At 64.4% G+C, this 24,508-nt stretch carries 24 protein-coding genes and 1 tRNA gene; 9 read left to right on the top strand and 16 right to left on the bottom strand.

Going from position 1 to position 24,508, the window contains the following annotated elements; translation table 11 throughout:
* Positions 1–69 precede the first annotated feature (69 nt).
* Positions 70–201 (top strand): hypothetical protein, encoded by a 132-nt coding sequence (locus A5707_RS24810; protein ID WP_269455162.1) that lies wholly within the window; start codon positions 70–72, stop codon positions 199–201.
* A 128-nt stretch (positions 202–329) separates the two neighbouring features.
* Positions 330–602 carry a WhiB family transcriptional regulator gene (locus A5707_RS22260; protein WP_065016656.1) on the top strand — a complete coding sequence of 91 codons (273 nt, stop codon included), beginning with the start codon at positions 330–332 and terminating at the stop codon, positions 600–602.
* A gap of 70 nt (positions 603–672) precedes the next feature.
* Here the strand turns inward: A5707_RS22260 and A5707_RS22255 are convergent, their stop codons facing one another.
* From A5707_RS22255 to A5707_RS22245, 3 genes are read right to left on the bottom strand one after another with little or no spacing between them, the layout of a single operon-like run.
* Complete coding sequence (locus A5707_RS22255; RefSeq protein ID WP_065016592.1) at positions 673–2,016, bottom strand: ABC1 kinase family protein; 1,344 nt, start codon at positions 2,014–2,016, stop codon at positions 673–675.
* 43 nt (positions 2,017–2,059) lie between these two features.
* Positions 2,060–2,914, bottom strand: a complete 855-nt coding sequence (locus tag A5707_RS22250; RefSeq protein WP_065016591.1) for a cyclodehydratase — start codon at positions 2,912–2,914, stop codon at positions 2,060–2,062.
* Positions 2,915–2,951: 37 nt separating this feature from the next.
* Positions 2,952–4,328: a zinc-dependent metalloprotease gene (locus A5707_RS22245; protein WP_197495405.1), complete on the bottom strand. Its 1,377-nt coding sequence runs from the start codon at positions 4,326–4,328 to the stop codon at positions 2,952–2,954.
* 111 nt (positions 4,329–4,439) lie between these two features.
* Between A5707_RS22245 and A5707_RS22240 the strand changes: the two genes are divergently transcribed.
* From A5707_RS22240 to A5707_RS22220, 5 genes are all read left to right on the top strand, one after another.
* The gene (locus A5707_RS22240; RefSeq protein ID WP_065016589.1) at positions 4,440–5,462 is read left to right on the top strand and encodes a PDZ domain-containing protein; all 1,023 of its coding nucleotides are present in this window, start codon (positions 4,440–4,442) and stop codon (positions 5,460–5,462) included.
* Between the two features lie 90 nt (positions 5,463–5,552).
* Positions 5,553–8,540: a UPF0182 family protein gene (locus tag A5707_RS22235; protein WP_065016588.1), complete on the top strand. Its 2,988-nt coding sequence runs from the start codon at positions 5,553–5,555 to the stop codon at positions 8,538–8,540.
* 155 nt (positions 8,541–8,695) lie between these two features.
* Positions 8,696–9,400 carry a nitroreductase family protein gene (locus A5707_RS22230; protein WP_065016587.1) on the top strand — a complete coding sequence of 235 codons (705 nt, stop codon included), beginning with the start codon at positions 8,696–8,698 and terminating at the stop codon, positions 9,398–9,400.
* Positions 9,401–9,417: 17 nt separating this feature from the next.
* On the top strand, positions 9,418–9,954 hold the full coding sequence (locus tag A5707_RS22225) for a cupin domain-containing protein (protein ID WP_065016586.1): 537 nt from the start codon (positions 9,418–9,420) through the stop codon (positions 9,952–9,954).
* Positions 9,955–10,028: 74 nt separating this feature from the next.
* Positions 10,029–10,105, top strand: a tRNA-Met gene (locus A5707_RS22220).
* A 171-nt stretch (positions 10,106–10,276) separates the two neighbouring features.
* Here the strand turns inward: A5707_RS22220 and A5707_RS22215 are convergent.
* From A5707_RS22215 to A5707_RS22205, 3 genes are all read right to left on the bottom strand, one after another.
* A complete protein-coding gene (locus A5707_RS22215) occupies positions 10,277–11,062 on the bottom strand; it encodes a nucleotidyl transferase AbiEii/AbiGii toxin family protein (RefSeq protein ID WP_197495404.1) in 786 nt (261 codons plus the stop codon).
* Positions 11,063–11,112: 50 nt separating this feature from the next.
* On the bottom strand, positions 11,113–12,126 hold the full coding sequence (locus tag A5707_RS22210) for a hypothetical protein (RefSeq protein ID WP_065016584.1): 1,014 nt from the start codon (positions 12,124–12,126) through the stop codon (positions 11,113–11,115).
* A gap of 135 nt (positions 12,127–12,261) precedes the next feature.
* Positions 12,262–13,137, bottom strand: a complete 876-nt coding sequence (locus tag A5707_RS22205) for a universal stress protein (RefSeq protein ID WP_065016655.1) — start codon at positions 13,135–13,137, stop codon at positions 12,262–12,264.
* A 243-nt stretch (positions 13,138–13,380) separates the two neighbouring features.
* Here A5707_RS22205 and A5707_RS22200 point away from each other — a divergent pair, with 243 nt between their 5' ends.
* A complete protein-coding gene (locus A5707_RS22200) occupies positions 13,381–14,373 on the top strand; it encodes an Acg family FMN-binding oxidoreductase (protein WP_065016583.1) in 993 nt (330 codons plus the stop codon).
* Positions 14,374–14,446: 73 nt separating this feature from the next.
* Here the strand turns inward: A5707_RS22200 and A5707_RS22195 are convergent, their stop codons facing one another.
* The 8 genes from A5707_RS22195 to A5707_RS22160 all read right to left on the bottom strand — a co-directional run bounded on the left by A5707_RS22195 (position 14,447) and on the right by A5707_RS22160 (position 21,618).
* Positions 14,447–15,130 carry a response regulator gene (locus A5707_RS22195; protein ID WP_065016582.1) on the bottom strand — a complete coding sequence of 228 codons (684 nt, stop codon included), beginning with the start codon at positions 15,128–15,130 and terminating at the stop codon, positions 14,447–14,449.
* On the bottom strand, positions 15,127–15,981 hold the full coding sequence (locus tag A5707_RS22190; protein ID WP_065016581.1) for a universal stress protein: 855 nt from the start codon (positions 15,979–15,981) through the stop codon (positions 15,127–15,129). The genes A5707_RS22195 and A5707_RS22190 overlap by 4 nt, the downstream gene beginning before the upstream one ends.
* 1 nt (position 15,982) lies before the next feature.
* Entirely contained in the window at positions 15,983–16,978 is a 996-nt protein-coding gene (locus A5707_RS22185) for an Acg family FMN-binding oxidoreductase (RefSeq protein WP_065016580.1), read from the bottom strand.
* 170 nt (positions 16,979–17,148) lie between these two features.
* Positions 17,149–17,649, bottom strand: a complete 501-nt coding sequence (locus A5707_RS22180) for a hydrogenase maturation protease (protein ID WP_331713175.1) — start codon at positions 17,647–17,649, stop codon at positions 17,149–17,151.
* On the bottom strand, positions 17,607–18,893 hold the full coding sequence (locus A5707_RS22175; protein ID WP_065016579.1) for a Ni/Fe hydrogenase subunit alpha: 1,287 nt from the start codon (positions 18,891–18,893) through the stop codon (positions 17,607–17,609). Before A5707_RS22175 ends, A5707_RS22180 begins: the two co-directional genes overlap by 43 nt.
* The gene (locus A5707_RS22170) at positions 18,890–19,648 is read right to left on the bottom strand and encodes an oxidoreductase (protein WP_065016578.1); all 759 of its coding nucleotides are present in this window, start codon (positions 19,646–19,648) and stop codon (positions 18,890–18,892) included. The genes A5707_RS22175 and A5707_RS22170 overlap by 4 nt, the downstream gene beginning before the upstream one ends.
* Positions 19,649–20,503, bottom strand: coding sequence for an FAD/NAD(P)-binding protein (locus A5707_RS22165; protein WP_065016577.1), 855 nt, complete (start codon positions 20,501–20,503; stop codon positions 19,649–19,651).
* Complete coding sequence (locus A5707_RS22160; protein ID WP_065016576.1) at positions 20,500–21,618, bottom strand: 4Fe-4S dicluster domain-containing protein; 1,119 nt, start codon at positions 21,616–21,618, stop codon at positions 20,500–20,502. The genes A5707_RS22165 and A5707_RS22160 overlap by 4 nt, the downstream gene beginning before the upstream one ends.
* Before the next feature lie 80 nt (positions 21,619–21,698).
* Between A5707_RS22160 and A5707_RS22155 the strand changes: the two genes are divergently transcribed.
* Entirely contained in the window at positions 21,699–23,369 is a 1,671-nt protein-coding gene (locus A5707_RS22155) for a GAF domain-containing sensor histidine kinase (RefSeq protein ID WP_082969625.1), read from the top strand.
* A gap of 27 nt (positions 23,370–23,396) precedes the next feature.
* Here A5707_RS22155 and A5707_RS22150 read toward each other — a convergent pair whose 3' ends face one another.
* The gene (locus tag A5707_RS22150; RefSeq protein ID WP_082969624.1) at positions 23,397–24,074 is read right to left on the bottom strand and encodes a universal stress protein; all 678 of its coding nucleotides are present in this window, start codon (positions 24,072–24,074) and stop codon (positions 23,397–23,399) included.
* A gap of 171 nt (positions 24,075–24,245) precedes the next feature.
* Positions 24,246–24,506 carry a phosphopantetheine-binding protein gene (locus tag A5707_RS22145; RefSeq protein WP_065016574.1) on the bottom strand — a complete coding sequence of 87 codons (261 nt, stop codon included), beginning with the start codon at positions 24,504–24,506 and terminating at the stop codon, positions 24,246–24,248.
* Positions 24,507–24,508: the final 2 nt, after the last annotated feature.

The raw sequence follows: 24,508 nt of genomic DNA, 5'->3' as shown, positions 1-24,508 counted from the left end.
CAGCTGCTACGATTTAACCTCTCAGCCGCAGTTTCCGATGCGCATGCAGCACGAAAGGAGGGAGCCCCGATGATCACCATGAACGCGTTCGGCGTACGCCTGACCGGCGCTGGCTCCCGCCATGCTGCCGCGGCGGCCGTATTGGCTGCGCTGCGTCATCGCGCCGCCGCCGCCGCGTCCGTGGATCGGGGCTCTACCTAGGTTTCTAGGAACCCCGACGGCCACGGACTGAAACCAGATCCGTGGCCATCTTTTTCGGGGCGCCCACCCGCCACCTGGTCCGGATCTCGCAAAGACCGCTATCAGACCAGGAAGCAGGTGACCAGGACATGTCGACCCAGACAGTCTGCGACGAGAAGCTGCCGGAGTTGCCGTGTCATGTCGGCGATCCCGACTTGTGGTTCGCCGACAGCCCGGCCGACCTGGAGCGCGCCAAGGCGCTCTGCGTCGATTGCCCGATCCGCAACGAGTGCCTGGCCGCGGCGTTGCAGCGGGCCGAGCCGTGGGGTGTGTGGGGCGGTGAAATCCTCGACCGCGGCAGCGTCGTCAACCGTAAGCGTCCGCGCGGGCGGCCACGCAAGGACGCCGTCGCGGCCGCCTAGGTCCGCGAGAGTGCAGCTACCGACGCATCGGTCGAGAGGCAGTGTCGGTGGTTGCACTCTCGCGGATGCGTCAGACCATCGCGGCGTCGGGCTCGGTGAAGCCCGGGACCAACTCTTCGGTCAGCGCCTTCATCGGCACATGCGCGTCCAACTGGCACAGGATCGCGCCGACCGAGGCGATCACCCGCATCGGGATCGCCAACTTGGCCGGCAGGTCGAGCTGGCGCGCGGTCCTGATCTGCGCCACCGACCGGTCGATCTGGCCGACGGTCATCCTCTGCAGCCATTTGCGATTGTAGTGAAAGACGTCGACCTCGACGGGCTCGACGTATTGGCGAAGCATGTCGTCGATGTCGCGCACCGACACCTGCTGACCCTTCTGGATGAAGCCGGCCTTCTCCATCGTCGGCAACAGCAGGTCGTAGTTCTTTTCGCGGGCCAGCCGAATCGTCATCCCCAGCTCGATGGGAAAGCCGCCAGGAAGCGGCGCCACCGCGCCGAAATCGATGACGCCCATCCGGTTGTCGGGCAGCAGCATGAAGTTGCCGGGGTGGGCGTCGCCGTGGATGACCTCGAGGCGGCGTGGCGCCTCGAAGGTGAACGCGGCCAGCCGGGTACCCATCAGGTCGCGCTGCTCGACGGTGCCGTTGCGGATGATTTCCCCCATCGGGATGCCGTTGATCCACTCCTGGATCACCACCTTGGGCGCACTGGCCACCACGTGCGGCACCACGAAATGCGGGTCATCCTGGTAGGCCTTGGCGAACAGCCGTTGATTGTCGGCCTCGAGCCGATAGTCGAGTTCCATCTCGGTGCGCTCGATCAACTCGTCGACGATGCCCTGCACATCAACGCCGGGCGCGAGCTGTTTGACCACCCCGACCATGCGTTGCATGGTCTTGAGGTCGGCGCGCAGCGCCTCGTCGGCACCGGGGTACTGGATTTTGACGGCCACCTCGCGACCGTCGGCCCATACCGCCTTGTGCACCTGACCGATGCTGGCCGAGGCCATCGGCTTGTCGTCGAAAGAGCTGAACCGAGAGCGCCACTTGGTGCCGAGTTGCGCGTCGAGCACCCGGTGCACCTTGTTGGCGGGCAGCGGCGGTGCGTCTTTCTGCAGCTTGGCCAGGGCTTCGCGGTAGGGCTCGCCGAACTGCTCGGGGATGGCGGCTTCCATCACCGACAGCGCCTGGCCGACCTTCATCGCGCCGCCTTTGAGCTCACCGAGCACGGTGAACAGCTGGTGGGCGGCTTTTTCCATCAGCTCGGCGTTGACTTCGTCTCTCGACTTGCCGGTGAGGCGCTTCCCGAAGCCGAGCGCGGTCCGGCCGGCGATGTTGACCGACAGGCCGGCCAGCTTGGCGTTACGCGCCGCGCGGCCGCGTTTGATGTCTGTCACACACCCATCATCCATGACGGTCCGGGGTCCGCCCGCATCGATCTGGCAACAACCGATGTCAGCATGAACACAGTGGGTGCCGGGGCCAGTGCCGCGCCACTATCGAGCCGACATGGACGTCGAACTCCAGCGTGGCGTTGAATGCCGGCGGCGGCCCCGGATCTGAGCCGCGCACCGCCCCGATCACCCGGTTGACCTGGCTGAGCGCCAGCGCCGCCGTCGCGAGCAGCGTCGCGCGGTCGGCCGTGCCGACGGTGTCGCGCAGTTGCACGGCGACGGCGGGCCACGCCGCGTCGCGGTCTCTGCGGTGCAGATCGGCGCAGGCCAAACAGCTCGTAACGCCGGGAACGACCAGCGGACCGACCAGCCCGGCGCCGTCGCGCACCCGCACGGCGAGGTGCGGGACACGCTGGCTGTGCAACTCGCGCACCAGCCGGGGGTCGGCGATCAGGTAATCCGACAGCACGACCAAGTCGGCTCCGGCCGAGGTCACCACCGCATGCGGTTGGCTGCTGTGCTTGATCCGGGCCCCCGAACAGCGCAGCGCCTCGAGCAGCAGATCCGACAACGGCCCGCGCCCATGCACCCGGATCGATGCGGACCGCCCGGGCTGCGGGCGCGGGCTGCGGCTGACCACGCCGGCCTCGACCAGTTGCGCGACGAGGTCGGCAAGGTGCTCGGCCCCCACCGCGGGTGCCTGATCGTGCAGCGCGCTCATCGGCGTCGGGGTGTGCATGGACCGCAGCAGCGTCGCCAGCTGGGCAGCGGTCAGGCCGGCGGGGGGCTGCACAAGCACGGCGCGGCGCGGGTCCCACCCCACCTGCACGGCGCCGTCCGGGCGCACCACGACGGGCATCGCCGGGTCCAATGCGTACAACGGCGACGCGACCGGCGCAGGTCGGCCCTGGGGCATGCTTGGCAGGGTGTCACGGCGAGGGCGCCGCGCCGACTCAGCTATCCACAGGTCCGTCGGGACCGGGATCGCCGCCACGCTCGAATTCGGTAATCGCCCGATTGATCGCAGTGTCGATACCGGACGTATCGCCGCCGATGATTCGGTCGATGAATCCGGCCGGCTCGTCGAGGTCTTCCGACGCGGGCAGCAGATCGGGGTGTTGCCAAACCCCGTCGCGGGCGTCCACGCCGGCGGCCTGAGTCAGGCGTTCCCACAGCACGGCGGCTTCCCGTAGCTTGCGGGGACGCAGTTCCAAGCCGACCAGCGTCGCGAAGGTTTGCTCGGCGGGGCCGCCGGTGGCCCGGCGCCGGCGCAGCGTCTCGGCCAGCGCGTCAGCGCCGGGAAGGCGGTCACCGAGCGCAGCCATCACCACGGTCTGCACCCAACCCTCGATCAAGGCGAGCAGCGTCTCCAGCCGTTCGAGTGCCTGCGTCTGCTCCGGTGTTGCCTTGGGCTCGAACACGCCCTGCGTCAGTAGCTCTTCCACGGCGGTCGGGTCAGTCAACGACGCAGGGTTGAAATCCCTTGCCAGCTCTTCGATTCCGGCCATATCAATTTTCATGCCCTTGGCATAAGCCTCCACGGCGCCAAGCAGCTGACTGGGCAGCCACGGGACGTGACTGAACAGCCGATGATGGGCGGCTTCGCGGGCCGCCAAAAACGTCATGATCTCACTACGCGGCTGCTCGAGCCCGGCGGCAAAAGATTCCACAGCGTTCGGCATTACGGCTGCAATTCCCTTGGGGCCCAACGGTAAACCGATGTCGGTGGAGGTCAGAACCTCGCGGGACAACCGACCCAGCGCCTGGCCCAGCTGTGAGCCGAACGCCATACCGCCCATCTGCGACATCATCGACAGCAGAGGGCCGGCCATGCTTTTGGCCTCTTCGGGCAGCGCCGCCTCCCATACCGTGGCGATCTGCTGGGCCATCGGATCGCACAACCGTTTCCACGTCTCCAGGGTGTTGTCGACCCAGTCGTTGGGGCTCCAGGCGACGGCTTTGGCGGTGCCGGCCGGCAACGCGGTCACCCCGTCCAACCAGGTCTCGGCGAGGTGCACCGCGTCGCTGATCGCCGAGTTGGTCGAGGCCGGGATCGGCGCCACGAAACCGATCGAGTTCGACGCCAGTTGTCGGGCCAGCTCGTAGTTCACCGGGCCGGCGGACTTGCCGGAGGCCATGGCCGAGCCGGCGCCGCTGAACATCTGCCCCAACCGGGTAAAGATCTGGCCCAGGTCGGCCATGTCGAAATCGCCGCCGAAACCAGACGGGTCAGCCGAGCCGGCGTCGTCTTTTCCCCGCTTGTCGCGGTCAGGGTCATCTCCGGCGGAAAACCCGAAAGGCAGGTCAGCCATGACCCCAACGGTACCCATCGGTGAATCGCGGCGGGCCTTCGGACGTCACGCTCTCAGTGAACTGGCCGCGACGCCGGGGCGGCCCGGCTTGCGCGGGTCGGACAGCCTGGTCAGATTAGGGTAGGCGGCGTGAACAGGCGGATTCTGACCCTGGTCGTCGCGTTGGTGCCGATCGTGGCGTTCGGTGTGCTGCTGGCGGTGGTGACGGTGCCGTACGTGTCATTGGGGCCAGGGCCCACGTTCGACACGCTCGGCGAGGTCGACGGCAAGCAGGTGGTCGACATCCAGGGGACCCAGACGCATCCGACGTCGGGTCATCTCAACATGACGACGGTGTCGCAGCGCGACGGCCTGAGCTTGGGTGAGGCGCTGACATTGTGGCTTTCCGGTCAAGAACAACTGGTGCCGCGCGACCTGGTGTATCCGCCCGGCAAGTCCCGAGACGAGATCGACAAGGACAACAACGCCGATTTCAAGCGATCCGAAGACAGCGCCGCCTACGCAGCCCTGGGCTATCTGAAGTATCCGGAAGCGGTCACGGTGGCGGCCGTCAGTGATCCGGGCCCGTCGATGGGCAAGCTGCAGACCGGCGATGCGCTCGACGCGGTCAACGGCACCCCGGTCGCCACGGTCGAGCAGTTCACGTCGCTGCTGAAGAACACCAAAGCCGGTCAAGAGGTCACCATTGACTTCCGTCGTAAAAACGCGCCGCCCGGGACCGCGCGGATCACGCTGGGCAGCAACCCCGATCGCGGCTACGGCTTTCTGGGCGTCTCGGTCCTGGACGCGCCGTGGGCACCGTTCGCGGTTGATTTCAACCTGGCCAACGTGGGTGGGCCCTCGGCGGGACTGATGTTCAGCCTGGCGGTCGTCGACAAGCTCACTACCGGTGAGCTGGCCGGCTCGAAGTTCATCGCGGGCACCGGCACCATCACCGCCGAAGGCAAAGTGGGGCCCATCGGTGGGATCGTCCACAAGATGATCGCCGCCCGCGCGGCCGGCGCGACGGTGTTTTTGGTGCCGGCCAAAAACTGCTACGAGGCACGATCGGACCAGCTGCCCGGAATGGAGTTGGTGAAGGTCGACAACCTCGGGCAAGCGGTGGATGCGCTGCACGCGGTGACGTCTGGCCGGCAGCCGCCGACCTGCTAGCCCGGCGACGACGCGGCCGGAATGGCTGCAGACGAGCCGATGCGTACAGTTGTGATCGCCACAGTCAACGGTGACCAGGGAGCGTAACTAGTGGGGATGCGGCCCACCGCGAGAATGCCGAAGCTTACTCGGCGCAGCCGGATTCTGATTGCCATCGCGCTGGCAGTCATCGTGCTGCTGTTGGTCGGTCCACGACTGATCGACGCCTACGTCGACTGGTTGTGGTTCGGCGAATTGGGCTACCGGTCGGTATTCACGACCGTGCTGGTGACCCGCCTGGTGGTGTTCGTGGTGGTGGGGCTACTGGTCGGCGGGATCGTGTTCGGTGGACTGGCCGCGGCCTACCGCACCCGACCGGTGTTCGTACCCAGCAACGGCAACGACCCGGTGGCGCGGTATCGCACCGTGGTCATGTCGCGGTTGCGGGTGATCGGCATCGGGCTCCCCGCGATGATCGGCCTGCTGGCCGGCGTCATCGCACAGACGTATTGGGTACGCATCCAGCTGTTCTTGCACGGCGGCGACTTTGGAATCGAGGACCCGCAATTCGGCAAGGACCTTGGCTTCTACGCCTTCGACCTGCCGTTCTACCGGCTGCTGGTCGGCTATCTGTTTGTGGCGCTGTTCCTGGCGTTCTTGGCGAACCTGGTGGCGCACTACATCTTCGGCGGTATCCGGCTGTCTGGGCGCACCGGCGCGCTGAGCCGCTCGGCGCGAATCCAATTGGTCAGCCTGGTCGGTGTGCTGGTGCTGCTCAAGGCGGTCGCCTACTGGCTGGACCGCTACGAACTCCTGTCGCACACCCGCGCGGGTAAGCCGTTCACCGGCGCCGGGTACACCGACATCAACGCGGTGCTGCCCGCCAAGCTGATTCTGCTGGCGATCGCGTTGATCTGCGCTGCTGCGGTGTTCTCCGCCATCGTGTTGCGAGATTTGCGAATTCCGGCGATCGGGCTGGTGCTGTTGCTGTTGTCGTCGCTGATCGTCGGGGCCGGCTGGCCGCTGATCATCGAGCAGATCAGCGTCAAACCCAATGCTGCGCAAAAGGAAAGCGAATACATCAGCCGGAGTATCACCGCGACCCGGCATGCGTACGGCCTGACCGACGACGTGGTGAGCTACCGCAACTACAGCGGCGACGCCCGGGCGACCGCCGAGCAGGTGGCCTCCGATCGCGCCACCACATCCAACATCCGGCTGCTCGACCCGACCATCGTCAGCCCGGCGTTCACTCAATTCCAACAGGGCAAGAACTTCTACTTCTTTCCCGACCAACTGTCCATCGACCGATACGTCGACCACGACGGCAATCTGCGCGACTATGTGGTCGCCGCACGCGAACTCAACCCGGACCGGCTGATCGACAACCAGCGCGACTGGATCAACCGGCACACCGTCTACACCCACGGCAACGGGTTCATCGCCTCCCCGGCGAACACTGTTCGCGGTATCGCCAACGACCCCAACCAAAACGGCGGCTATCCGGAATTTCTGGTCAACGTCGTCGGCGCCAACGGCAGTGTGGTCTCCGACGGCCCGGCGCAATTGGACCAACCGCGTGTGTACTTCGGCCCGGTCATCTCCAACACGCCCGCCGACTACGCGATCGTCGGACGCAGCGGCGCTGACCGGGAATACGATTACGAAACCAACACCGAAACCAAGAACTACACCTACACCGGCAGTGGTGGTGTGCCGATCGGTAGTTGGCTGTCCCGCAGCGTGTTTGCCGCGAAGTTCGCTGAGCGAAACTTCTTGTTCTCCAACGTGATCGGCTCCAACAGCAAGATCCTGTTCAACCGCGACCCCGCGGAGCGGGTAGAGGCCGTCGCGCCGTGGCTGACCACCGACAGTGCGGTATACCCCGCGATCGTCAACAAGCGGCTGGTGTGGATCATCGACGGCTACACCACATTGGACAACTACCCGTATTCCGAGCTGACGTCGCTGTCGTCGGCCACCGCCGACTCCAACGAGGTTGCATTTAACCGGCTGCTGCCCGACAAACGGGTTTCCTACATCCGTAACTCGGTGAAGGCCACCGTCGATGCCTACGACGGAACCGTCACGCTGTATCAGCAGGACGAGCAGGACCCGGTGCTCAAAGCGTGGATGAAAGTCTTCCCCGGCACGGTCAAGCCCAAGGGCGACATCACCCCGGAGTTGGCCGACCATTTGCGCTACCCCGAGGATCTGTTCAAGGTGCAGCGGATGCTGCTGGCCAAGTACCACGTCAACGACCCGGTGACGTTCTTCTCCACGTCCGATTTCTGGGACGTGCCGCTGGATCCGAACCCGACGGCCAGCAGCTATCAGCCGCCGTACTACATCGTCGCCAAAAACCTTGCCAAGGGCGATAATTCAGCTTCCTATCAGCTGACCAGCGCGATGAACAGGTTCAAGCGCGACTATCTGGCCGCCTACATCAGCGCCAGCTCCGATCCGGCGACCTACGGCAAGATCACCGTGCTGACCATCCCCGGCCAGGTCAACGGACCCAAGCTGGCTAACAACGCGATCACCACCGACACCGCGGTGTCCCAAGACCTCGGGGTCATCGGGCGCGACAACCAGAACCGCATCCGCTGGGGCAATCTGCTGACACTGCCGGTGGCCCAGGGTGGGTTGCTTTACGTCGAGCCGGTTTACGCCTCGCCGGGCGCCAGCGATGCCGCCTCGTCGTATCCGCGGCTGATCCGGGTGGCGATGATGTACAACGACAAAATCGGGTACGGCCCGACCGTCAGCGACGCACTGACGGGGTTGTTCGGGCCTGGCGCCGGTGCCACCGCGACCGAGATCGCGCCCACCGACGGCGGCGCCCCTGCCAGCTCGTCACCGGGAACGGAGCCGCCGGCAGACTCTCTGCCGGCCGCGTCGGAGCCGCCGGCCGCCGCGGCTCCGCCGGCGCCGAACGCGGCCGCGCCGCTGTCGCCGGCAAAGTCGGCCGCGCTGAAGGAGATTCAAGCGGCGATCGGCGCGGCGCGTGACGCGCAGAAGAAGGGCGACTTCGCCGCCTACGGCGCTGCGCTGCAACGAGTCGACGACGCGATCACCAAGTTCAACAACGCCAAGTAGCTTTTCCGCGAGCTTCACATCGCGCAACAAGCAACCCGCTCGACTGGCCGCAGCACATGTCAGATTCTGTGGGAAAGACGGCTGGAACGGCGCCGTCGGATAACCGTGTACCGCCGCACAATGAGCCACGACGAATTGTGGAAAGGAGTAGACAAATGGATATCTACGAAGCGCTATACACCACCAGGATGATGCGGCGGATGCGGCCTGATCCGGTTCCGCTGGACACGCAGGCCCGCATCCTCGATGCAGCCGTTCGCGCCCCCAATGGGGCTAACACCCAACGCTGGCACTTTGTCGCCGTTGACGATCCGGAACTCAAACAGGAATTCGCCCAACTGTTCCGGCGGGCCCGCGCCCTCGAATACGAGAAGTTCGGAACAGGGACGGGACCGATGGTAGCGCCGGCGCCGGGTGCCGACCCAGCCGGTCACGCCGAGACGATGCGCCGAATTAAAGGCTCGGGAGATTACTTGGCCGACCATTTCGAAGAAATTCCCCTGCTGGTTTTCGTCTTCGCCATCGACGACCTCGGCGGGGCCAACATCTACCCGGCGATCTGGAGTGCGTTGCTCGCTGCCCGTGCCGAAGGCGTCGGCGGCGTCATGACGATGGTGCTCCGCAATTTCGAGGACAAGGTGAACGAGCTACTGGGCGTGCCCGTGGAGGAAGGCTGGACGATGTCGGCCATGCTGGCCCTCGGCTACCCGCGCGGCAAATGGGGCGTCGCCAAACGGCATCCCGTGCACGAGGTTTCATCCCGAAACGGTTGGACCAAGCCGTTCGGTGTCGAAGTTCCGCAGCCGCTCTGGCCCCCTCAGCACGACATGGCGACCGAACTGCCCGCAGTTGGGTTCTGAAGAAGGAGGAACACCAGATGGCCGACGCGAACGAAATCGGAGTCACCGTTGTCCAGCCTGGGGAAGGCGATTACGTCGCCCTGCCTGGCTTTGGAGCGGTCTTCAAGCTGTCCGGCAAGACCAACGGCGGCGAGGTGTCGATTGTCGAGCACCCGTTTGAAGTCGGCTTGCTCACCGCGGCGCACCGGCACACGCGCGAGGATGAGCATTCGATCGTGCTGGCAGGCGAGATCGGCTTCCGCTCCGACGACAGTGAAGTCGTCCTCGGGCCTGGCGGCTACATCACCAAGCCGCGGGGTCAGATGCACGCCATGTGGAACGCCGGCAGCGAACCGGGCCGCATCGTCGAGATCATCACCCCGGGCGGGTTCGAGAATTACTTCCGCGAACTCGGTGAGTTGCTCCTTGACCACGCCAACGACCCGGTCAGCAAGGTGCTGCACGAGTTGCCCGAGTTCGGCGAACTCGCCGACAAATACGGACTGACCTACGGGTCGCCCGCCTGGATGGACGACATTGCACAGCGATACGGGCTGAAGCCGCCGTCACACTGACCAGATCCGGCCGCGCGCTCACGCCCCGCGATTTGGCTGGCCCCACAGGGTTCGGTAACCTGGTATTCACCCGTCGCGGGGTGGAGCAGCTCGGTAGCTCGCTGGGCTCATAACCCAGAGGTCGCAGGTTCGAATCCTGTCCCCGCTACCAGGTAAAACGGCCCTCGGAGAACTCTCCGGGGGCCGTTTTCATGCTTGATGGGAACACGTTGGGAACATTCGCAACATTAAGTATTCGCCGGGAACGCTCTGTATCGAAGTGCTGCTGATGCGCCACGGCTGCAACTGGGAAATACGCATCCTGATCCCAGGATGCAGCGGGTCAGCGCAGCAGGCGCCCGGTGAACGCGGCGGCCGCGAGCTGACTGTCGGCAGCCACGATCTCAGCGTCTTCGGCGGGGTGGTTCTCGAGAAACTGCTTGACGTACGCCAGAGACCCCTGCGCGGACGAATCGGCGAAATTTGCCTGTAGATCGAGCAGTTGGGTCCGCATCTCGCCTGTGGGCGGACCGAAAACCTCTAAGACGCGCTCAGCTGCGGCAGTGGCGTCACCGTGGTCGTTGTGCAACAACACAAACGCGACGTCGTACCAGTCCTTTTCCTTGCGACGGCCGTGAGCCGCGGCCACCTTCGCGAGCAGGAACCCGGCCAGTCCGGTGACGTTGATTTCGGCCTCTCGGCGCGTGCCGTGGTCGTTTGCGCGGATCGTCTGAATCACGATGTCTCGGGCGGCATATCCGGTTCCGCGCAGGTTCGCCGCGCCGAGATGTTTGCAGCCGGTGAACTCGACCGTAGCATTGTTCCGCTCGTCGTCGAGGTCAGCCAGCAGCTCGAACTTGACTGTGGCGCGTACACCCTCAGCGTCGTTTAGCTCCCATCGCCAGACCCGTTCGTCATCGGGCTCGAACCCGGTGTTGAGCAACGCCTCTTCCAAGCGCGCCGCTTGAACTGAGCCACCGGCGATCTCTAGGTTGACCTGAACGTCTACGTCGGACGTTCCCGCGTGCCGCTTTGTCGAGTTCGAGCAGAGCAGTGCAGGTACCAATCCCCCAAGAAGCACAAACTCTGGGCGTCCCCCGTAGTGATGCACCACGCGTACGAGGGCCACTTCAGCGGCTCTCCTGGCCGCGGCGGTCCGGAGAGGTTGTACGTCGTCATTCATAGCGTCATCTCCTCACGTAAGTGTTCAGCCGCGTCTTCGCCGCGCACCCCGCTGATTCGCAGGTCGGCATACGCGCGAGGCCACAGCACGGAACGGAACCCGTCGGCGACCGTCTCGGAGAGTTTTGCCCCGGCCGGTGTGGGGAACGGGCGGAGCACCAGGCGGCCGCCGTCCATCTCTTGCAGGCCAGCCGCGAGCGCGGCTCGGCGAACATCACTCCATGTCTTGCCCGCCACGTAGATCTCCAAAGGAGCCACCTCGGTCTGCACCGGCGCGAGCACACTCGCCGAAAGTGCGCTTGTGGCAGCCCAATCGATACCGGTCGCCTCTAAATACTGACCGGTCTCGATGGTGCCGACGGTCGTGTCTCGCCATAGAACACCGACTCGGATGGAGATCGGTGACCGTAGCCGCGCTGCCGCCGCCGCGTACGCGTCGAGGAACTCGTCGCGATCAGCGACGCGCCGCGCGGCGCTGGGACCGCGGGCAGCAGAGCTGACCAGATGGCCGTCCTTCTCGAGGAATTTCAGCGCCGTCACCGCGCTGCCCATCGATATCCCGGTGGCCTCGATAACCGAGTTGGCGGTCGGGGTTGCCCGTTCCGAGAGGATTGCCTCGCAAACGGCGAGCGTGGCTGGCTTCCATCCGACGCGTGAGTCGAGTGGGACCGGCGGCTTGCCCTTGGTCTCGATGATGATCGTCGTCCCCGAGGCGTCTCTGATGACGATGTCGGCTGCTCCGGATTCGTCCACCCAGCCGACGCCGGCTTTCTTGGCAGCGGTGCGCGCTCCCGGTGACATCCGCGGCGCGGCGATCACGTCGGGTCTGGGCGTATCGTGCAGGGCCGCTTCGACCTGCTGCGGCCAGCCGACCGTTAGCCAGCGGACCAGAAGATCCTTATTGTCCAAAGTCACGATCAGATCGCGGTTTGGGCCGTCAGCGCTGCGCGCGCGCAGCGCGGTACGAAGCACGGTTTCCAGCGCGCTGACGACCCTCTCCTGGTGCGCCATGATTACCCACTATACCTCAATTAAAAGCCGTACCTCACTAATCTAGTGAGGTACGGCGTCCAGCTGAGGTATATTGAGGAGGCTAGCATCTAGCTGTACAAGAGCTTGAGCTCGGCGATCGGCAGTGCGTGGCTTCTATGACTCGCGTGCCACGATCACGGGTACGCGTGCCGAGTGCACGACCGCGCCAGCGACGGAACCAAGCAGCATGCCTGCGAAACCACCGCGACCATGACTTCCGACTACCACCAGTTGGGCATCCGCTGACTGCTCGACGAGCTGATGTGCAGGCTGATCGCAGACTACAACGCGACGAACATTGACATCGGGGTAGCGTTCCTGCCAGCCTGCAAGTCGCTCGGCCAGACTCAGCTCTTCCTGCTGTTTGACGATCGCCCAGTCCAGGCCGGGCAGCTCGATGATTTCCCGGTCGCTCCAGGCGTGCAGCGCTATCAACTCGACGCCTCGCCTGGACGCCTCGTCGAAGGCGATCGCCGTCGCCAATTCCGAGGCCGGAGACCCGTCGATGCCGACCAGTATTGGCGCATCTAGCGACGGTGGGTGTTCGTCATGAACGACGACGACCGGGCAGTGGGCGTGATAAACCAATCCGGAGCTGACTGACCCCAGCAGGTTCCCGGCCAGACCGCCGCCTCGTCGGCATCCCACCACCATCATCTCGGCCTCTTTGGAAAGGTCGACGAGCGTCACGACTGCGCCCGCAAACAGCATGAGCCGTTGGACCTCTGCGCGCCCGGCTGACCGAAGAGTGTCCTCGACGATGCCCGTCGCCTCATCCAAGTATTGCCGCCCGCGCTGTACTAGCCATTCCTCAAAATTCGGTACTGGACCGTGCGGCCACGTCGATAGGGCGGCGTCTACCGCATGAACGAGCGTCAACGGCGCGTCGTGCATCGAAGCCTCGGACGCCGCCCAACGGGCGGCAGCCTGAGAGGCGGCTGAGCCGTCGACCCCGACGACTATTCCCGGACGCTGCATTGGAGATGGCATGATTCGTTCCTTCGCGTCGGCAGGGTAGAAGCATTCATTCACGACGCTAGGGCGATCACCAGCATGAGGCAGGAGCCTTTCGTCACCTACCGTACGGCCATAAGGCCCCGAGAGCTGGGTGTTGCTGCGCCCATCAATCCGCGGGGTTCCGAAGTCCCTTCATCCATGGGTCTTTGGCCCCTAACGCGGCAGCCTTCGCTTCGACAGGGTTAAGGAAAGCCGATCTGAGAAGGGGAAACAGGAATGAGTGCGGCGTTCCCGAGTGCGGAGACCATTCGGACGGCCCTGACGTTGGCGACCCAGGCACCGTCGGTGCACAACACGCAGCCATGGCGGTGGCGGGTCGGTGATCACAGTATCCACCTGTACGCCAATCATGACTTGCAACTGCGCAGCACCGATCCAGACGGACGCGACCTGATGATCAGCTGCGGGCTATCTTTGCATCATTGCGTTATTGCTTTCGCCGCACTGGGCTGGCTCGCCAGAGTGCACCGATTTCCCAACCCTGACTACATCGACCATCTCGCGGTAATCGAGCTTGCACCGTACCCGTCGACCGATGCCAATATCGAGCTGGCTGCAGCGATTCCGCGTCGGCGTACCGATCGCCGGAACTACAGTTCACGGCCGGTCTCCGTAGAAGATGTCGCATTGATGGGCGCTCGCGCTGCACGCGCCGGTGTGATGCTGCGCAAGGTGGAAGCACTGACTCATCTAAGTGAGCTGGTAGCTCAGGCAGCTGCGCGGCATGCCGAGAGCTTGGACTACCTGAACGAATTATCCACGTGGAGCGGTCGCTACGCCTCTCGGGCCGGCGTACCGGCCCGCAACACACCGCACTCGGATCCAGCAGCGGTGATCCCGCGACGCGTGTTCGTCGGTCCGGCTTTACATGAAACATCCACTGCGCCAACTGTCTTCGACAATGCGGTGGTTCTGGCGCTAGGCACCCGTGATGACGACGCCCTGGCGCGACTACGCGCTGGAGAGGCCACCAGTCTGGTGTTGCTGGCCGCCACCGCGTCGGGGCTGGCAAGTTGCCCGATCACAGAACCGCTGGAAATTGCCGAGATTCGCGAGGAGGTGCGCGCCGACGTCTTCGGCACCAGCGGATTCCCACAGATGCTGCTGAGGATCGGTTGGCCGCTGGCCGACGCCGATCCGATACCGGCCACGCCGCGTCGCCCGCTATCGGATGTCGTCACTCGGCTGGACGGCAGGCCGTTCGAATAGCTCGACACGGACTCGGTGCACCGAAGGGAAGTTTTTGCAGCGCAGCGGAACGAGCATCCCGGGTCGGGGAGTGTTATTCGTCGACGTGCCGCGGGCGGTCAAGCTTAGATGCGAACACCGCTGCCTGGGTTCTACGTTGCATTCCGAGCTTCGCCAGCAACCGAGACACGTAGTTCTTTACGGTCTTCTCGGCGAGGAACATCCGGTCGGCGATCTGTTTGTTGGTCGACCCTTCGGCCAAGAGACCTAGCAGCACACGTTCCTGCTGGGTGAGACCCGACAGCGGATCGGGCTGTGCTTCGCCGCGAAGCCTAGCCATCACCGCCGCCGCTGCACGGTTGTCGAGTAGCGAGTTTCCGGCGCCGACGTCTTTGACGGCCTTCGCCAACTCCATGCCCTTGATGTCTTTGATGACGTATCCGCTGGCACCAGCCAGGATGGCATCGAGCATTGCCTCGTCTGAACTGCACGAGGTCAGCATCAGACAGCGCAGGTCCGGTATTCCAGACAACAGATCGCGGCAAAGTTCGATGCCGCTGCCGTCGGGCAACCGCACATCCAGCACGGCGACATCCGGCCGCACGGCGGGAATCCGCGCCAGTGCCTCACGTACCGACCCGGCTTCGCCCACAACCTCCAGCTGGTGATCGGCGTTCAGCAGATCGATCAGACCGCGCCGCACAACTTCGTGGTCGTCAACCAGGAACACCTTGACCGGGCCGACAGTCGCGGACAAACCGGAGTCATCGAGGTTCATAACCACCACTGTCGGTCGCAAATCATCAGAGCGCAATGGGCGGCTTCCAGCGCAGCGCGTCCCGACGGGCTCCAAAGGACGTCTAGTGGACCAGGCCGCACGGGACCTACCACAACCAGTTGGACCGGTGTGGCCTTCCTTTGCAGATGCTCCAAATAGTTGAGCAGACTGCTGTGCTCATCCACTGGCTCGATGTCGAGGTTCGGATGGTTTCTTCGCCAGTGCGTAAATCGGTGCTCAAGCTCTGCTTTCACCCGCTGGCTGCGATCGGCTACACCATCACTCGTGTCGGCGCTCCGAGGCTGCCGCATACTGAAAACACGCAGCGGCGAGGCTCGAAGTAGCGCTTCTGCGACACTTCGCTCAACAACGGTGTTGCTGGCCGGCGATCCGTCCACGACCGCGAGCACCAAACCAGGTCCAGCGGGGTTTGCCGGCACGATGGCCACCGGACAGTGCGCACCAGCCGCCACCGCCGACGCGGTAGATCCGATGTGGCCCGCAACGGCATGTGCAAGGCCGGCAGAGCCAAGACAGACCATGGCTGCCGACCTCGAGGCCTCCAGCAACGCGGTCCGCGGATGGGCATGCACGATTTCGGACTCCAGCTTGACCGGCTTGCCCATCGATTCGATGGTGGTGAAGACGTTGTGAACCGCACGCTCGGCGGAGGCGACTTCGGCCGCGGTGTCGTCGGGATCGTTGCTGACGGATTCGATTGCATATAACAACTGCAGGGGAACATCGCGGTCGATGGCCTCGTCGACGGCCCATATCGCGGCTTGTACCGCCGAGCGTGAACCGTCGATGCCGACAACAACGCATGGGCACGAGGAGTATGGATCACGCATTTCAGTTCCTATCGCTCGCTATCTGAAAGACATCTGCGAGGGGTCGCCGCGGTGTCGGCGGTGGAGCTTGCTCCACGGTGGGGGCCAGCCCGACGCGGACCAGGATTTGGGGCACTATGTCGTCGTCGCCCACGAGCCTCCCGACGATTTCACGGGTAACCCGCAGCTCGGTGAAGTGCGTGAGCGGGCAGGTGGCGAAGCCGGCCATCGTGGATTCCAGCAAAACGGTGGATAGCACTTCGCCGGTTGCCAACGCGTCGCGGCGAGTGTCGGTATCTGTGGATAGCACCAGCACCGTCGCGTGGTCTTCCGGAATTTCGGTGCGCCGTTCGTGGTGATGAGCGGCAGGGAATACCCGTCCGACGTCGACCCGGTCGCGTTCGGCCACCGAGACCAGAGAACTGTACGGAATGCCTTCGGAGAACTCGAACGGTGCTGTCCACCGGGCTAATTCAGAGTGATAGTTCGAGTCGTAGAGCCGCAGCGACTCGGTGAACTGCGAGGCCTGCGCCAATCGTGAACGCACATCGTCGGACAGCACGTCGAGACGCACGTCGTCGCGGTCGATTGCGTTGCGCAGGACCGGTTCGAACGACTCCCAGTTGGCTGGCGGCGCGAACGGCAGCCGGTCACTGCGGCGCTCACCGATCGCACCCGCGCGACGATGATGCCCGTCGGTCACAAAGTCCATCGGGACAAAGTGGACGGATGCCAGATGGTAGGGATTGTTGGGGTTAGGGAATCGCTCGACGATGGCTTGCCAACCGGTCGCCGCCATCGCCACCCGAAGGTGGCCTAATGCCGCGCCGCAACTGATGACCGCCTCCCGGCCGGACCGGTCGGATGGCAACACACGGCTGGAGTCGAGGAACAGCTGAAGTTCACCGATGCTGGTCAGCGTCCACTGCCACGGCTGACTGTTGTGCAGCGACGGGGCGCGACAGGCTGTCCGCACGGCGCCTTTGATGATTTCGGTTTCCACCATGGTGGCAGGCATCTCGACCTCCGCTCTTTATCAATCACCAATCGTTCTCTGTGAAAGCAGGCGGCGGCAGGGCCATTGGTCCATTGCGCGGCGCCATTGGGCCCTGACGAGAAGTTGGAATCGGGACGGTCAGCGGTGTTCGAGCGCGTTGGGGACTTTGGTCCTCAGCTGACTTGGATGGGTCAGCAGCCTTTGCGGCGGTCGAGCACGGCGAGTATCGAGTCGATCACCTTGGGTACCGCGGCCGCGACCGCCGGAGTCAGTCCGACACCGTGCCCGGTATCGGCGACGTCAATGGTGAACACCACCAATTCGCCCGGCATCCGGCCGAGGGCGCGACCCAGCGCAGCGGTCTGCGCCAATCCCAGCGTGTGTGAGCTGACTGCCGCTTCGACGCGAAGATCGGCCGCCGACCAACGCCGGATACGGCCGGGCGTTGCATCCTGGCCGGCCGCCGCATCTACCACCACGGCATGCGCGGCGCCGCTCCAGGCATCCAGCACTGCCGCCGGTTCGCCGGTTGCGGTCATCACGCGCACACCTGGCATGCCGCATTGCGCGATTCGTTCGGCAACCGCGAGGCCCACGCCGTCATCGCGGCGGAAGCTATTGCCGATCCCGATGACTACGGCGGTATCGATCAATGCCGCTCGACCGTCAACGTCAGGAAATGCGCTGAACACGAGATGCAGGGGTCGTAGTTGCGAATCGCCCGCTCGCACAACGATGTCAGCGTGTCATCGTCCAACGCCATGTTGGCGGCTACCAGCGCAGCCATGTCGTGTTCGATGGCGGCCTGGTTCTGGGACGTGGGCGGGATGATCGTCACCGCCCGGATCAGACCGTCGTCTTCGATCTCATAGCGGTGATACAGCAACCCGCGTGGCGCCTCGCTGACGCCATGCCCTACGCCGGCCCGGGCGGGCACCTCGACGAATGGTCGGGGCGGTCGTTGGTACTCGGCGATGATGCGCAGCGCCTCCTCGAGTGCGTATACCACCTCGACCGCTCGAGCGATGATGCTGCGGAACGGGTTTCGACATTCGTCACCCAACCCGGCGTCGTCCGCGGCTTGTCGGGCGATCGGTGACAGTGCAGTCGAATTCAGCGAGTAGCGTGCCATCGGGCCGGTCAGGTAGCGCCCACCGTCCAAGGTGGCATGCAGGGCGGTGGAGTGCGGCACCTGCGACTCAGCCACGTGATCGAGGAATTGGTCAACGGGGAAGGCTGGTCCAGCACTGCGCGCGATAGTCCCGTTCTCGATGGCGTAGTGGTTCGGGTCCGTCAACGCGAGCACTTCGTGGTCGAATTCGAGTTCAGGGAAGTCGAATTCGGCGACGGCGTGCACGGTGTAGAGCGCATTGTCCATCGCGTGGCGCAATATCTCACTCAGTGGTTTGAGCTCGTCGCGTGAAGGAACCGAATAGAACCCGCCCAACCGTACGTTGATCGGGTGGATGGCCCGCCCGCCGAGCTGCTCCATCAGTCGGTTACCAGCCTTCTTCAGTGCCAGTCCGCGTTCGACGAACTCGCGGCGCTCCTTGGATAGGCTGATCGCATCCGGATAGCCCAGAAAGTCCGGCGCATGCAGCAAATAGATGTGCAGGACGTGGCTGTGGATCCATTCGCCGCAGTACAGTAGCCGCCGCAGCGCCACCAGCTCTGGGTCGACCGTCACCCCGCACGCCGACTCGATGGCGTTGCAAGCGCTGACCTGGTAGGCGACCGGGCAGATACCGCATACCCGAGCGGTGATGTCCGGCGGCTCAGTGTAGGCGCGCCCACGAAGGAACGCCTCGAAAAACCGGGGCGGCTCATAGATGTTGAGCTCGGCGCAGTCGACGGCGCCGCCAGTCAACCTGACTCGCAGGGCGCCTTCCCCTTCGACGCGGGTCAGCGCGCCGACATTGAGTGTGCGAGTGCTCACTGGTCGTTTCGCTTCGCCGCGAAGTTGGTGACATTGAACGTCGAGAACACCTGCTCGACGTCGTCGTTGGACATTCCATCGCGGTGCAGCAGCGGGATCAGCGCCGCGGAGTTGTGTGTGGCGGCGGGGCCGAAGCAGCCGTAGCAGCCGCGGTGATACGACGGGCACAACGCCCCGCATCCGGCGTGCGTCACCGGACCCAGGCAGGGAATGCCATCGGCGACAAGCACACAGGTCACCCCACGCATCTTGCATTCGGTGCATACCGTCTTGGCGGGCAGCCGTGGTTTGCGGCCGACCAGCAGCGCGCAAAGGGTGTCGAGCAGCTGGCCCCGGTCGATCGGGCAGCCCTGCAACTGGTAGTCGACCGTAACGTGCGCCGACGCCGGAGTCGAGGTGGCCAGCGTGGCGATGTAGTCGGGGTGCGCGTAGACGACGGAGGCGAATTCCTTGACATCGGCGAAGTTGCGCAGCGCCTGCACACCACCGGCCGTGGCGCAGGCCCCGATGGTGACCAGCACCTTGGACTGTTCGCGAATCTCTCTGATGCGCCGCTCGTCGGCAGGGGTGGTGATTGAACCCTCCACCAGCGACACGTCGTAGGGTCCGCCGATGACCGCGCTGGAGGCTTCCAGAAAGGTGCTTATCTGCACCTGCTCGGCGATCGTGAGCAGTTCGTCTTCGCAGTCCAGGAAGGTCAGCTGACAACCGTCGCAGGAAGCGAACTTCCAAACGGCCAATGTCGGTGGGCTCATCTACAGTTCCTTGATCCGCAGCAGCGGTTCGGCGATGTCGTAGGTCACGACCGGCCCGTCGCGACACAGCAGCAGCGGGCCCAGCTGGCAGTGGCCACACCAGCCGATCCCGCACTGCATGTTGCGTTCCAGCGAGACCCGGATATCGCGGGCCGCCATGCCGTTGTCGAGCAACGCTTGGGCACTGAACCTCATCATCGCCTCCGGCCCGCAGATCAACGCGGTGGTACGCCCCGGATCCAATGTCAGCCGACGCAGCGGTTCGGTGACCAAGCCAACCTGCCAGGGCCACTCGGGTCCCGCGGTGTCGACGGTCAATTCAGCTTCCAGCAGCGGGTTTTGCGCCCACTCGGCTGCCGCGTCACGAAACAGGAAATGCTGCGGTGTTCGCGCCCCGGCGACCAGCACGGCTCGCCCATACCGGTGCCGCTGGGCTAGCACCTGCACAATCACCGGCCGCAGCGGTGCCAGTCCGCAGCCGCCTGCGACGATCACCAGGTCGCGACCGGTGCACGATTCCAGACCCCAGTCGGTGCCGAACGGCCCGCGCACCCCGACGACCGTGCCTACCTCGGCGTCGTGGAGGGCGCGGCTAACCGCTCCGACCAATCGGATGGTGTGCCCGAGGGTGTCGTCGGCATGGGACGGAACACTGCTCACGGACATCGCGATCTCGCCGACCCCGAACGCGTACAACATCATGAACTGGCCTGGCGTCGGTGGCGCCAAGCGTTGTTCGAGCGGCTCCAGGTGGATCGTTGCCGACTCGAAATTCTCGACGACCCGGCTGCGCACGGAATGGGGGACCGGCGCCATCGGCGAAGACGCCGACGGCCAAGCCGCGACCTCAGTCATCGCCCATCATCGGGTCTTTCCTGCCAGCGATCATCGGCCAGCCCCGCGAGTGCGTTCATTTCCTCGGTGATATCAATTCCAGTGGGACACCACGCGATACAGCGGCCGCAGCCCACACAGCCGGTGCTGCCGAACTGGTCGTGCCAGGTTCCGAGCTTGTGGGTGATCCAGTGTCGATACCGCGATTCACCCGATTGCCGCACGCTGTCGGGATGGGTGTAGGTGAAGTCGAATTCGTAGCACGACGCCCACTGCATCCAGCGTTCGGCGTGCTGGTCGGTCAGGTCGGTGACGTCCTCGGTGCTGGTGCAAAAGCAGGTGGGACACACCATGGTGCAGTTGCCACAGGTCAGGCAACGGCCCGCGACGTTCTCCCAGCGGGATGATTCGCGGGAGACGATCAACAGCTCGCGCAGGTCGCCCTCGGGCATCTGACGGCCCATATGTTCCGCTGCCTGGCTGACATCGCATCGCGCCGAATCGATTTCGGCTTGCTCGGCGCCGCGATGGGAGAGGGCGGCCAACACCTCGGCGCCATCGTCGGTGCCGACGTCGACCACATAGTGGCAGCCATCGTCCTCGATGCGCTCGGTGAGCGCGAGATCATAACCAGGCCCCGCCTCGGGTCCGGTTCCCATCGATGCGCAGAAGCACAGCCCGCCCGGCTCGGTGCAGTTGACGGCCACCACGAAGATCCGCCGCACCCGGCCGACAAAGCCTTGGTCGGGATGTGTGCCCACCCCGAGCACACCGTTGAGGATCTTGATCGCGGACAGGTCGCACGCCCGCACCCCAATGAACGCATACCGGGGCTGCTCGTCGGGTTCGGTGCCATCCGACGACCACAACAGCTGCCTGGGCGGGTGCAGGAACTGCTTCCAGGACTGCGGGCCGGCCGAGTGCCCGAACAGCGCGGCATCGTCGCGACGGCGGAGCCGGTAATACCCCGGTGCTACGTCGACTCCCCAACCTTTTGGCAGATCGTCTGCCGAAGTCAGCTCTGCCAGCACGATCGCGTTGTCCGAGAGCGTCGGACCTACCACTCGGTATCCGCGCTCGATCAAGACGGACACCAGTTGCTGCAGCCCGGCGGTATCGATTACCGCGCTGTCCATGCGCTCCATGGTGCGCGCAGCCGGTCCAAAATACGTGGTTTTCGTGCAGCGACAAGGCTGCGGGGACTATTTTTGCGGTCATGGAGCGTGGCGCGGGCGAATCCGCGTTCGCACAGCTGGGCCAACGCGACTTGGTACGCCGAATGCACGAGCAACTCGACGAGTTGCTGGCTGCCCGCGACCAGATGGAATCTTTGCTGCGAACCATTAGCGAGCTTGGTTCTGATCTGGATCTCGAAGTGACATTGCATCGGATTGTCCGCGCGGCGATGGAGCTCACCGGCGCGCCTTGCGGGGCGCTTGGCAGGTATGGGTCCGAAGGCACCGTGACCTCGTTCATCCTCGAGGGTCTTGGTGCTGACACCGCACGATGGCTCGGAGATCTGCAGTTGGGCCAGGCCCTTCGGATCGACGATCTAGTGACGCATCCCCATGCGGCCGGACTCGTCGCGGACGGCCCGACGATACGGGCGTTCCTCGGCGTGCCGATCAGCGTGCGCGAAATCGTCTTCGGGAATCTCTACTTGGGCGACGATCAACCGGGCCGCGTTTTCTCGGAGTCTGAAGAAATGGCGGCGCGAGCATTGGCCTCGGCAGCTGGCGTCGCCATCGACAATGCGCGGCTGTTCGAGCGAGAACGCACAGCCGCGAAGTGGATGAAGGCCAGCCGCGAGATCATGACCGCGTTGCTGTCCGCGGAACCACAAACCCAGTCGCTGCAGCTGATCGTGGACCGAGCCATGGAATTGTCCGATGCCGAGCACGCAATACTGGTGGTTCCGACCGAGCCGGATCTTCCGCCAGACGAAGTCGACACCCTCATGGTCGCCGCTATAGCAGGGCAGTACAACCCGCAGGCGATTGGCCAGCCGATACCGGTGGAAAGGTCCACCATGGGCGGGGTCGTTCGGAGCGGCACACCTTTGATTACAACCTCATTCCGATACCCCATCAAAGGATTCACCGACCTCGGTGAACGCTCGGCGATAGTAATACCGCTTTGTGGGGACGACACGGTGCTCGGAGTGATCGCCGTCGCCCGCAAAGCGGAGAAGCCGCCATTCGAGCACGAATATCTCGAACTCGTCAGTGATTTCGCCAGACATGCCGCAATTGCGCTGACGCTGGCGAGGAGCCGCGAAGACTCCCGCGAACTGGAGATTCTCGCCGACCGCGAGCGGATCGCGCACGACCTACACGATCATGTCATCCAGAAGCTATTCGCCGCGGGATTGGATTTGCAGGGCACCATCGCGCGTGCGCGCTCCCCGGAGGTTGTGGACCGGCTGACGGGTACGGTCGACGACTTGCAAGCCACCATCGAGGACATCCGAGCGACGATCTTCAAGTTGCATACGGCCGGCGCGGCGGGCGCAGATTTTCGGGACCGAATCCAGAACACAGTCGCCGAGCTGACCGACGACCGCGACCTCACCACCACAGTGGAGATGTCCGGAGCGCTGAGGGCGGTCACCGGCGATCTGGCCGACCACGCCGACGCCGTCGTGACCGAAGCTGTCAGCAACGCCGTTCGCCATGCCCAGGCCCGTCGGTTGACTGTGCGCATCCTGGTAAATCATCAGTTGCGCATCGAGGTCCTCGACAACGGCTGCGGCATCCCGCCGGACAATCAGCGCCGCAGCGGGCTGACGAACATGCAGCGGCGGGCGGAGCAGATTGGCGGCGAGTGTCGGATCACTTCGACACCCGGTGGCGGCACCAGCGTGTTCTGGTCGGCGCCGCTGTCCTGATTGGGCGGCGCGCGTCATCAGTCTTATTTAGCTTGCCACGATGACCGGCGTCCGCGCGGCGTGCGCGACGGCCGCACCCACCTGGTCCCAGCCGCCGACAATAGCCAGTTGTGCGGAGTCCGACTGCTCGATGAGCCGAGAGACCGTGTCGTCGGAGATGACGAGTTCGACGCCTCGGCGCGATGCCTCTTCGCGCGCGAGTAACGCAGCCGCTACTGAGCCGCCATACCGGACGAGGACGGGCGCGTTCTCCGGATGCTGCACCGGTCGGGCTTCATGGTGGACGATCGCGACCGGGCACTGGGATCGACGCAGAACGCCGGAACTAACCGAGCGGTGTAGACCGCGCCACCACGCGCGCTGGCGGCGCGAACCCACCACGATCATTTCGGCGTGTGCGGACATGCGAACCAGGGTCGCAACCGGACTTGCGGACGTCACCATTGTGTTGATGCTGAGTGGATCATCGCGTGGGCTAATGCCATCGACGATGGCGAGTGCGTCCTCCATGATCCGACGGACCCGCTGATTTGGGCGTTCGCGCGTGAGCTTATGACAACTCGGCGCCCGAGCGGCCATATGCACAAGGGTCAGCGCAAGTCTACGCAGCTGCGCGTCGCGCGCGGCCCACTCAACAGCGGCTCTCGACGCCGGTGATCCGTCCACACCGACGACGATCCCGAGATTCTTTCTGTGCGATCGCATCTGATCACCTCCGGTCGGGAGTCTTCGTCGTCAACCCTCGATGACACTTAATCGCAGTGCCAACTGCAGGTACTAGAGCCCATAGCCCTTAGCGCCAAGGGCTATGGGTCATATACCTGCACTTGTAACTTCGCCATCAAAAGGGGTTCAACGCCGCGTGGGACTGCAGCCTCACCGGTTCTCGGGCGCCCCGTGCTCCTCGACATAGCGAACGACGTCTGTGAGGGTCCGCAACGACGCATAATCCGCCTCGGGGATGTCGACATGTAAGCGCTTGTGAATGCCGACCAAGAAGTTGAGCCAATCCATCGAATCCAGGTCCACCTGGTCGCGCAGCAACAGATCGTCGTCAAGCTCGGCCGGATCCACCTCCGGGGCGATGTCCGTTAGCACCGATAAGACTTCTGCACGAAGGCTTTTCGTAGTTGTCATGG

Origin of the sequence: Mycobacterium kyorinense (genome assembly GCF_001672775.1) — a bacterium.
Classification (GTDB): Bacteria; Actinomycetota; Actinomycetes; order Mycobacteriales; family Mycobacteriaceae; genus Mycobacterium; species Mycobacterium kyorinense_A.
This window is presented reverse-complemented; position numbering and strand designations above follow the sequence as displayed.

Bases quoted from the DNA above. Each gene is read 5' to 3' on its own strand.
- A5707_RS22250 (WP_065016591.1), bottom strand. From the start codon at position 2,914: ATGCCCCAGGGCCGACCTGCGCCGGTCGCGTCGCCGTTGTACGCATTG.
- A5707_RS22150 (WP_082969624.1), bottom strand. From the start codon at position 24,074: ATGCGATCGCACAGAAAGAATCTCGGGATCGTCGTCGGTGTGGACGGA.
- A5707_RS22165 (WP_065016577.1), bottom strand. From the start codon at position 20,503: ATGACTGAGGTCGCGGCTTGGCCGTCGGCGTCTTCGCCGATGGCGCCG.
- A5707_RS22210 (WP_065016584.1), bottom strand. From the start codon at position 12,126: ATGGCGCACCAGGAGAGGGTCGTCAGCGCGCTGGAAACCGTGCTTCGT.
- A5707_RS22170 (WP_065016578.1), bottom strand. From the start codon at position 19,648: ATGAGCCCACCGACATTGGCCGTTTGGAAGTTCGCTTCCTGCGACGGT.
- A5707_RS22200 (WP_065016583.1), top strand. From the start codon at position 13,381: ATGAGTGCGGCGTTCCCGAGTGCGGAGACCATTCGGACGGCCCTGACG.
- A5707_RS22225 (WP_065016586.1), top strand. From the start codon at position 9,418: ATGGCCGACGCGAACGAAATCGGAGTCACCGTTGTCCAGCCTGGGGAA.
- A5707_RS22260 (WP_065016656.1), top strand. From the start codon at position 330: ATGTCGACCCAGACAGTCTGCGACGAGAAGCTGCCGGAGTTGCCGTGT.
- A5707_RS24810 (WP_269455162.1), top strand. From the start codon at position 70: ATGATCACCATGAACGCGTTCGGCGTACGCCTGACCGGCGCTGGCTCC.
- A5707_RS22245 (WP_197495405.1), bottom strand. From the start codon at position 4,328: ATGGGTACCGTTGGGGTCATGGCTGACCTGCCTTTCGGGTTTTCCGCC.
- A5707_RS22190 (WP_065016581.1), bottom strand. From the start codon at position 15,981: ATGCGTGATCCATACTCCTCGTGCCCATGCGTTGTTGTCGGCATCGAC.
- A5707_RS22145 (WP_065016574.1), bottom strand. From the start codon at position 24,506: ATGACAACTACGAAAAGCCTTCGTGCAGAAGTCTTATCGGTGCTAACG.
- A5707_RS22205 (WP_065016655.1), bottom strand. From the start codon at position 13,137: ATGCCATCTCCAATGCAGCGTCCGGGAATAGTCGTCGGGGTCGACGGC.
- A5707_RS22185 (WP_065016580.1), bottom strand. From the start codon at position 16,978: ATGCCTGCCACCATGGTGGAAACCGAAATCATCAAAGGCGCCGTGCGG.
- A5707_RS22155 (WP_082969625.1), top strand. From the start codon at position 21,699: ATGGAGCGTGGCGCGGGCGAATCCGCGTTCGCACAGCTGGGCCAACGC.
- A5707_RS22160 (WP_065016576.1), bottom strand. From the start codon at position 21,618: ATGGACAGCGCGGTAATCGATACCGCCGGGCTGCAGCAACTGGTGTCC.
- A5707_RS22195 (WP_065016582.1), bottom strand. From the start codon at position 15,130: ATGAACCTCGATGACTCCGGTTTGTCCGCGACTGTCGGCCCGGTCAAG.
- A5707_RS22255 (WP_065016592.1), bottom strand. From the start codon at position 2,016: ATGGATGATGGGTGTGTGACAGACATCAAACGCGGCCGCGCGGCGCGT.
- A5707_RS22230 (WP_065016587.1), top strand. From the start codon at position 8,696: ATGGATATCTACGAAGCGCTATACACCACCAGGATGATGCGGCGGATG.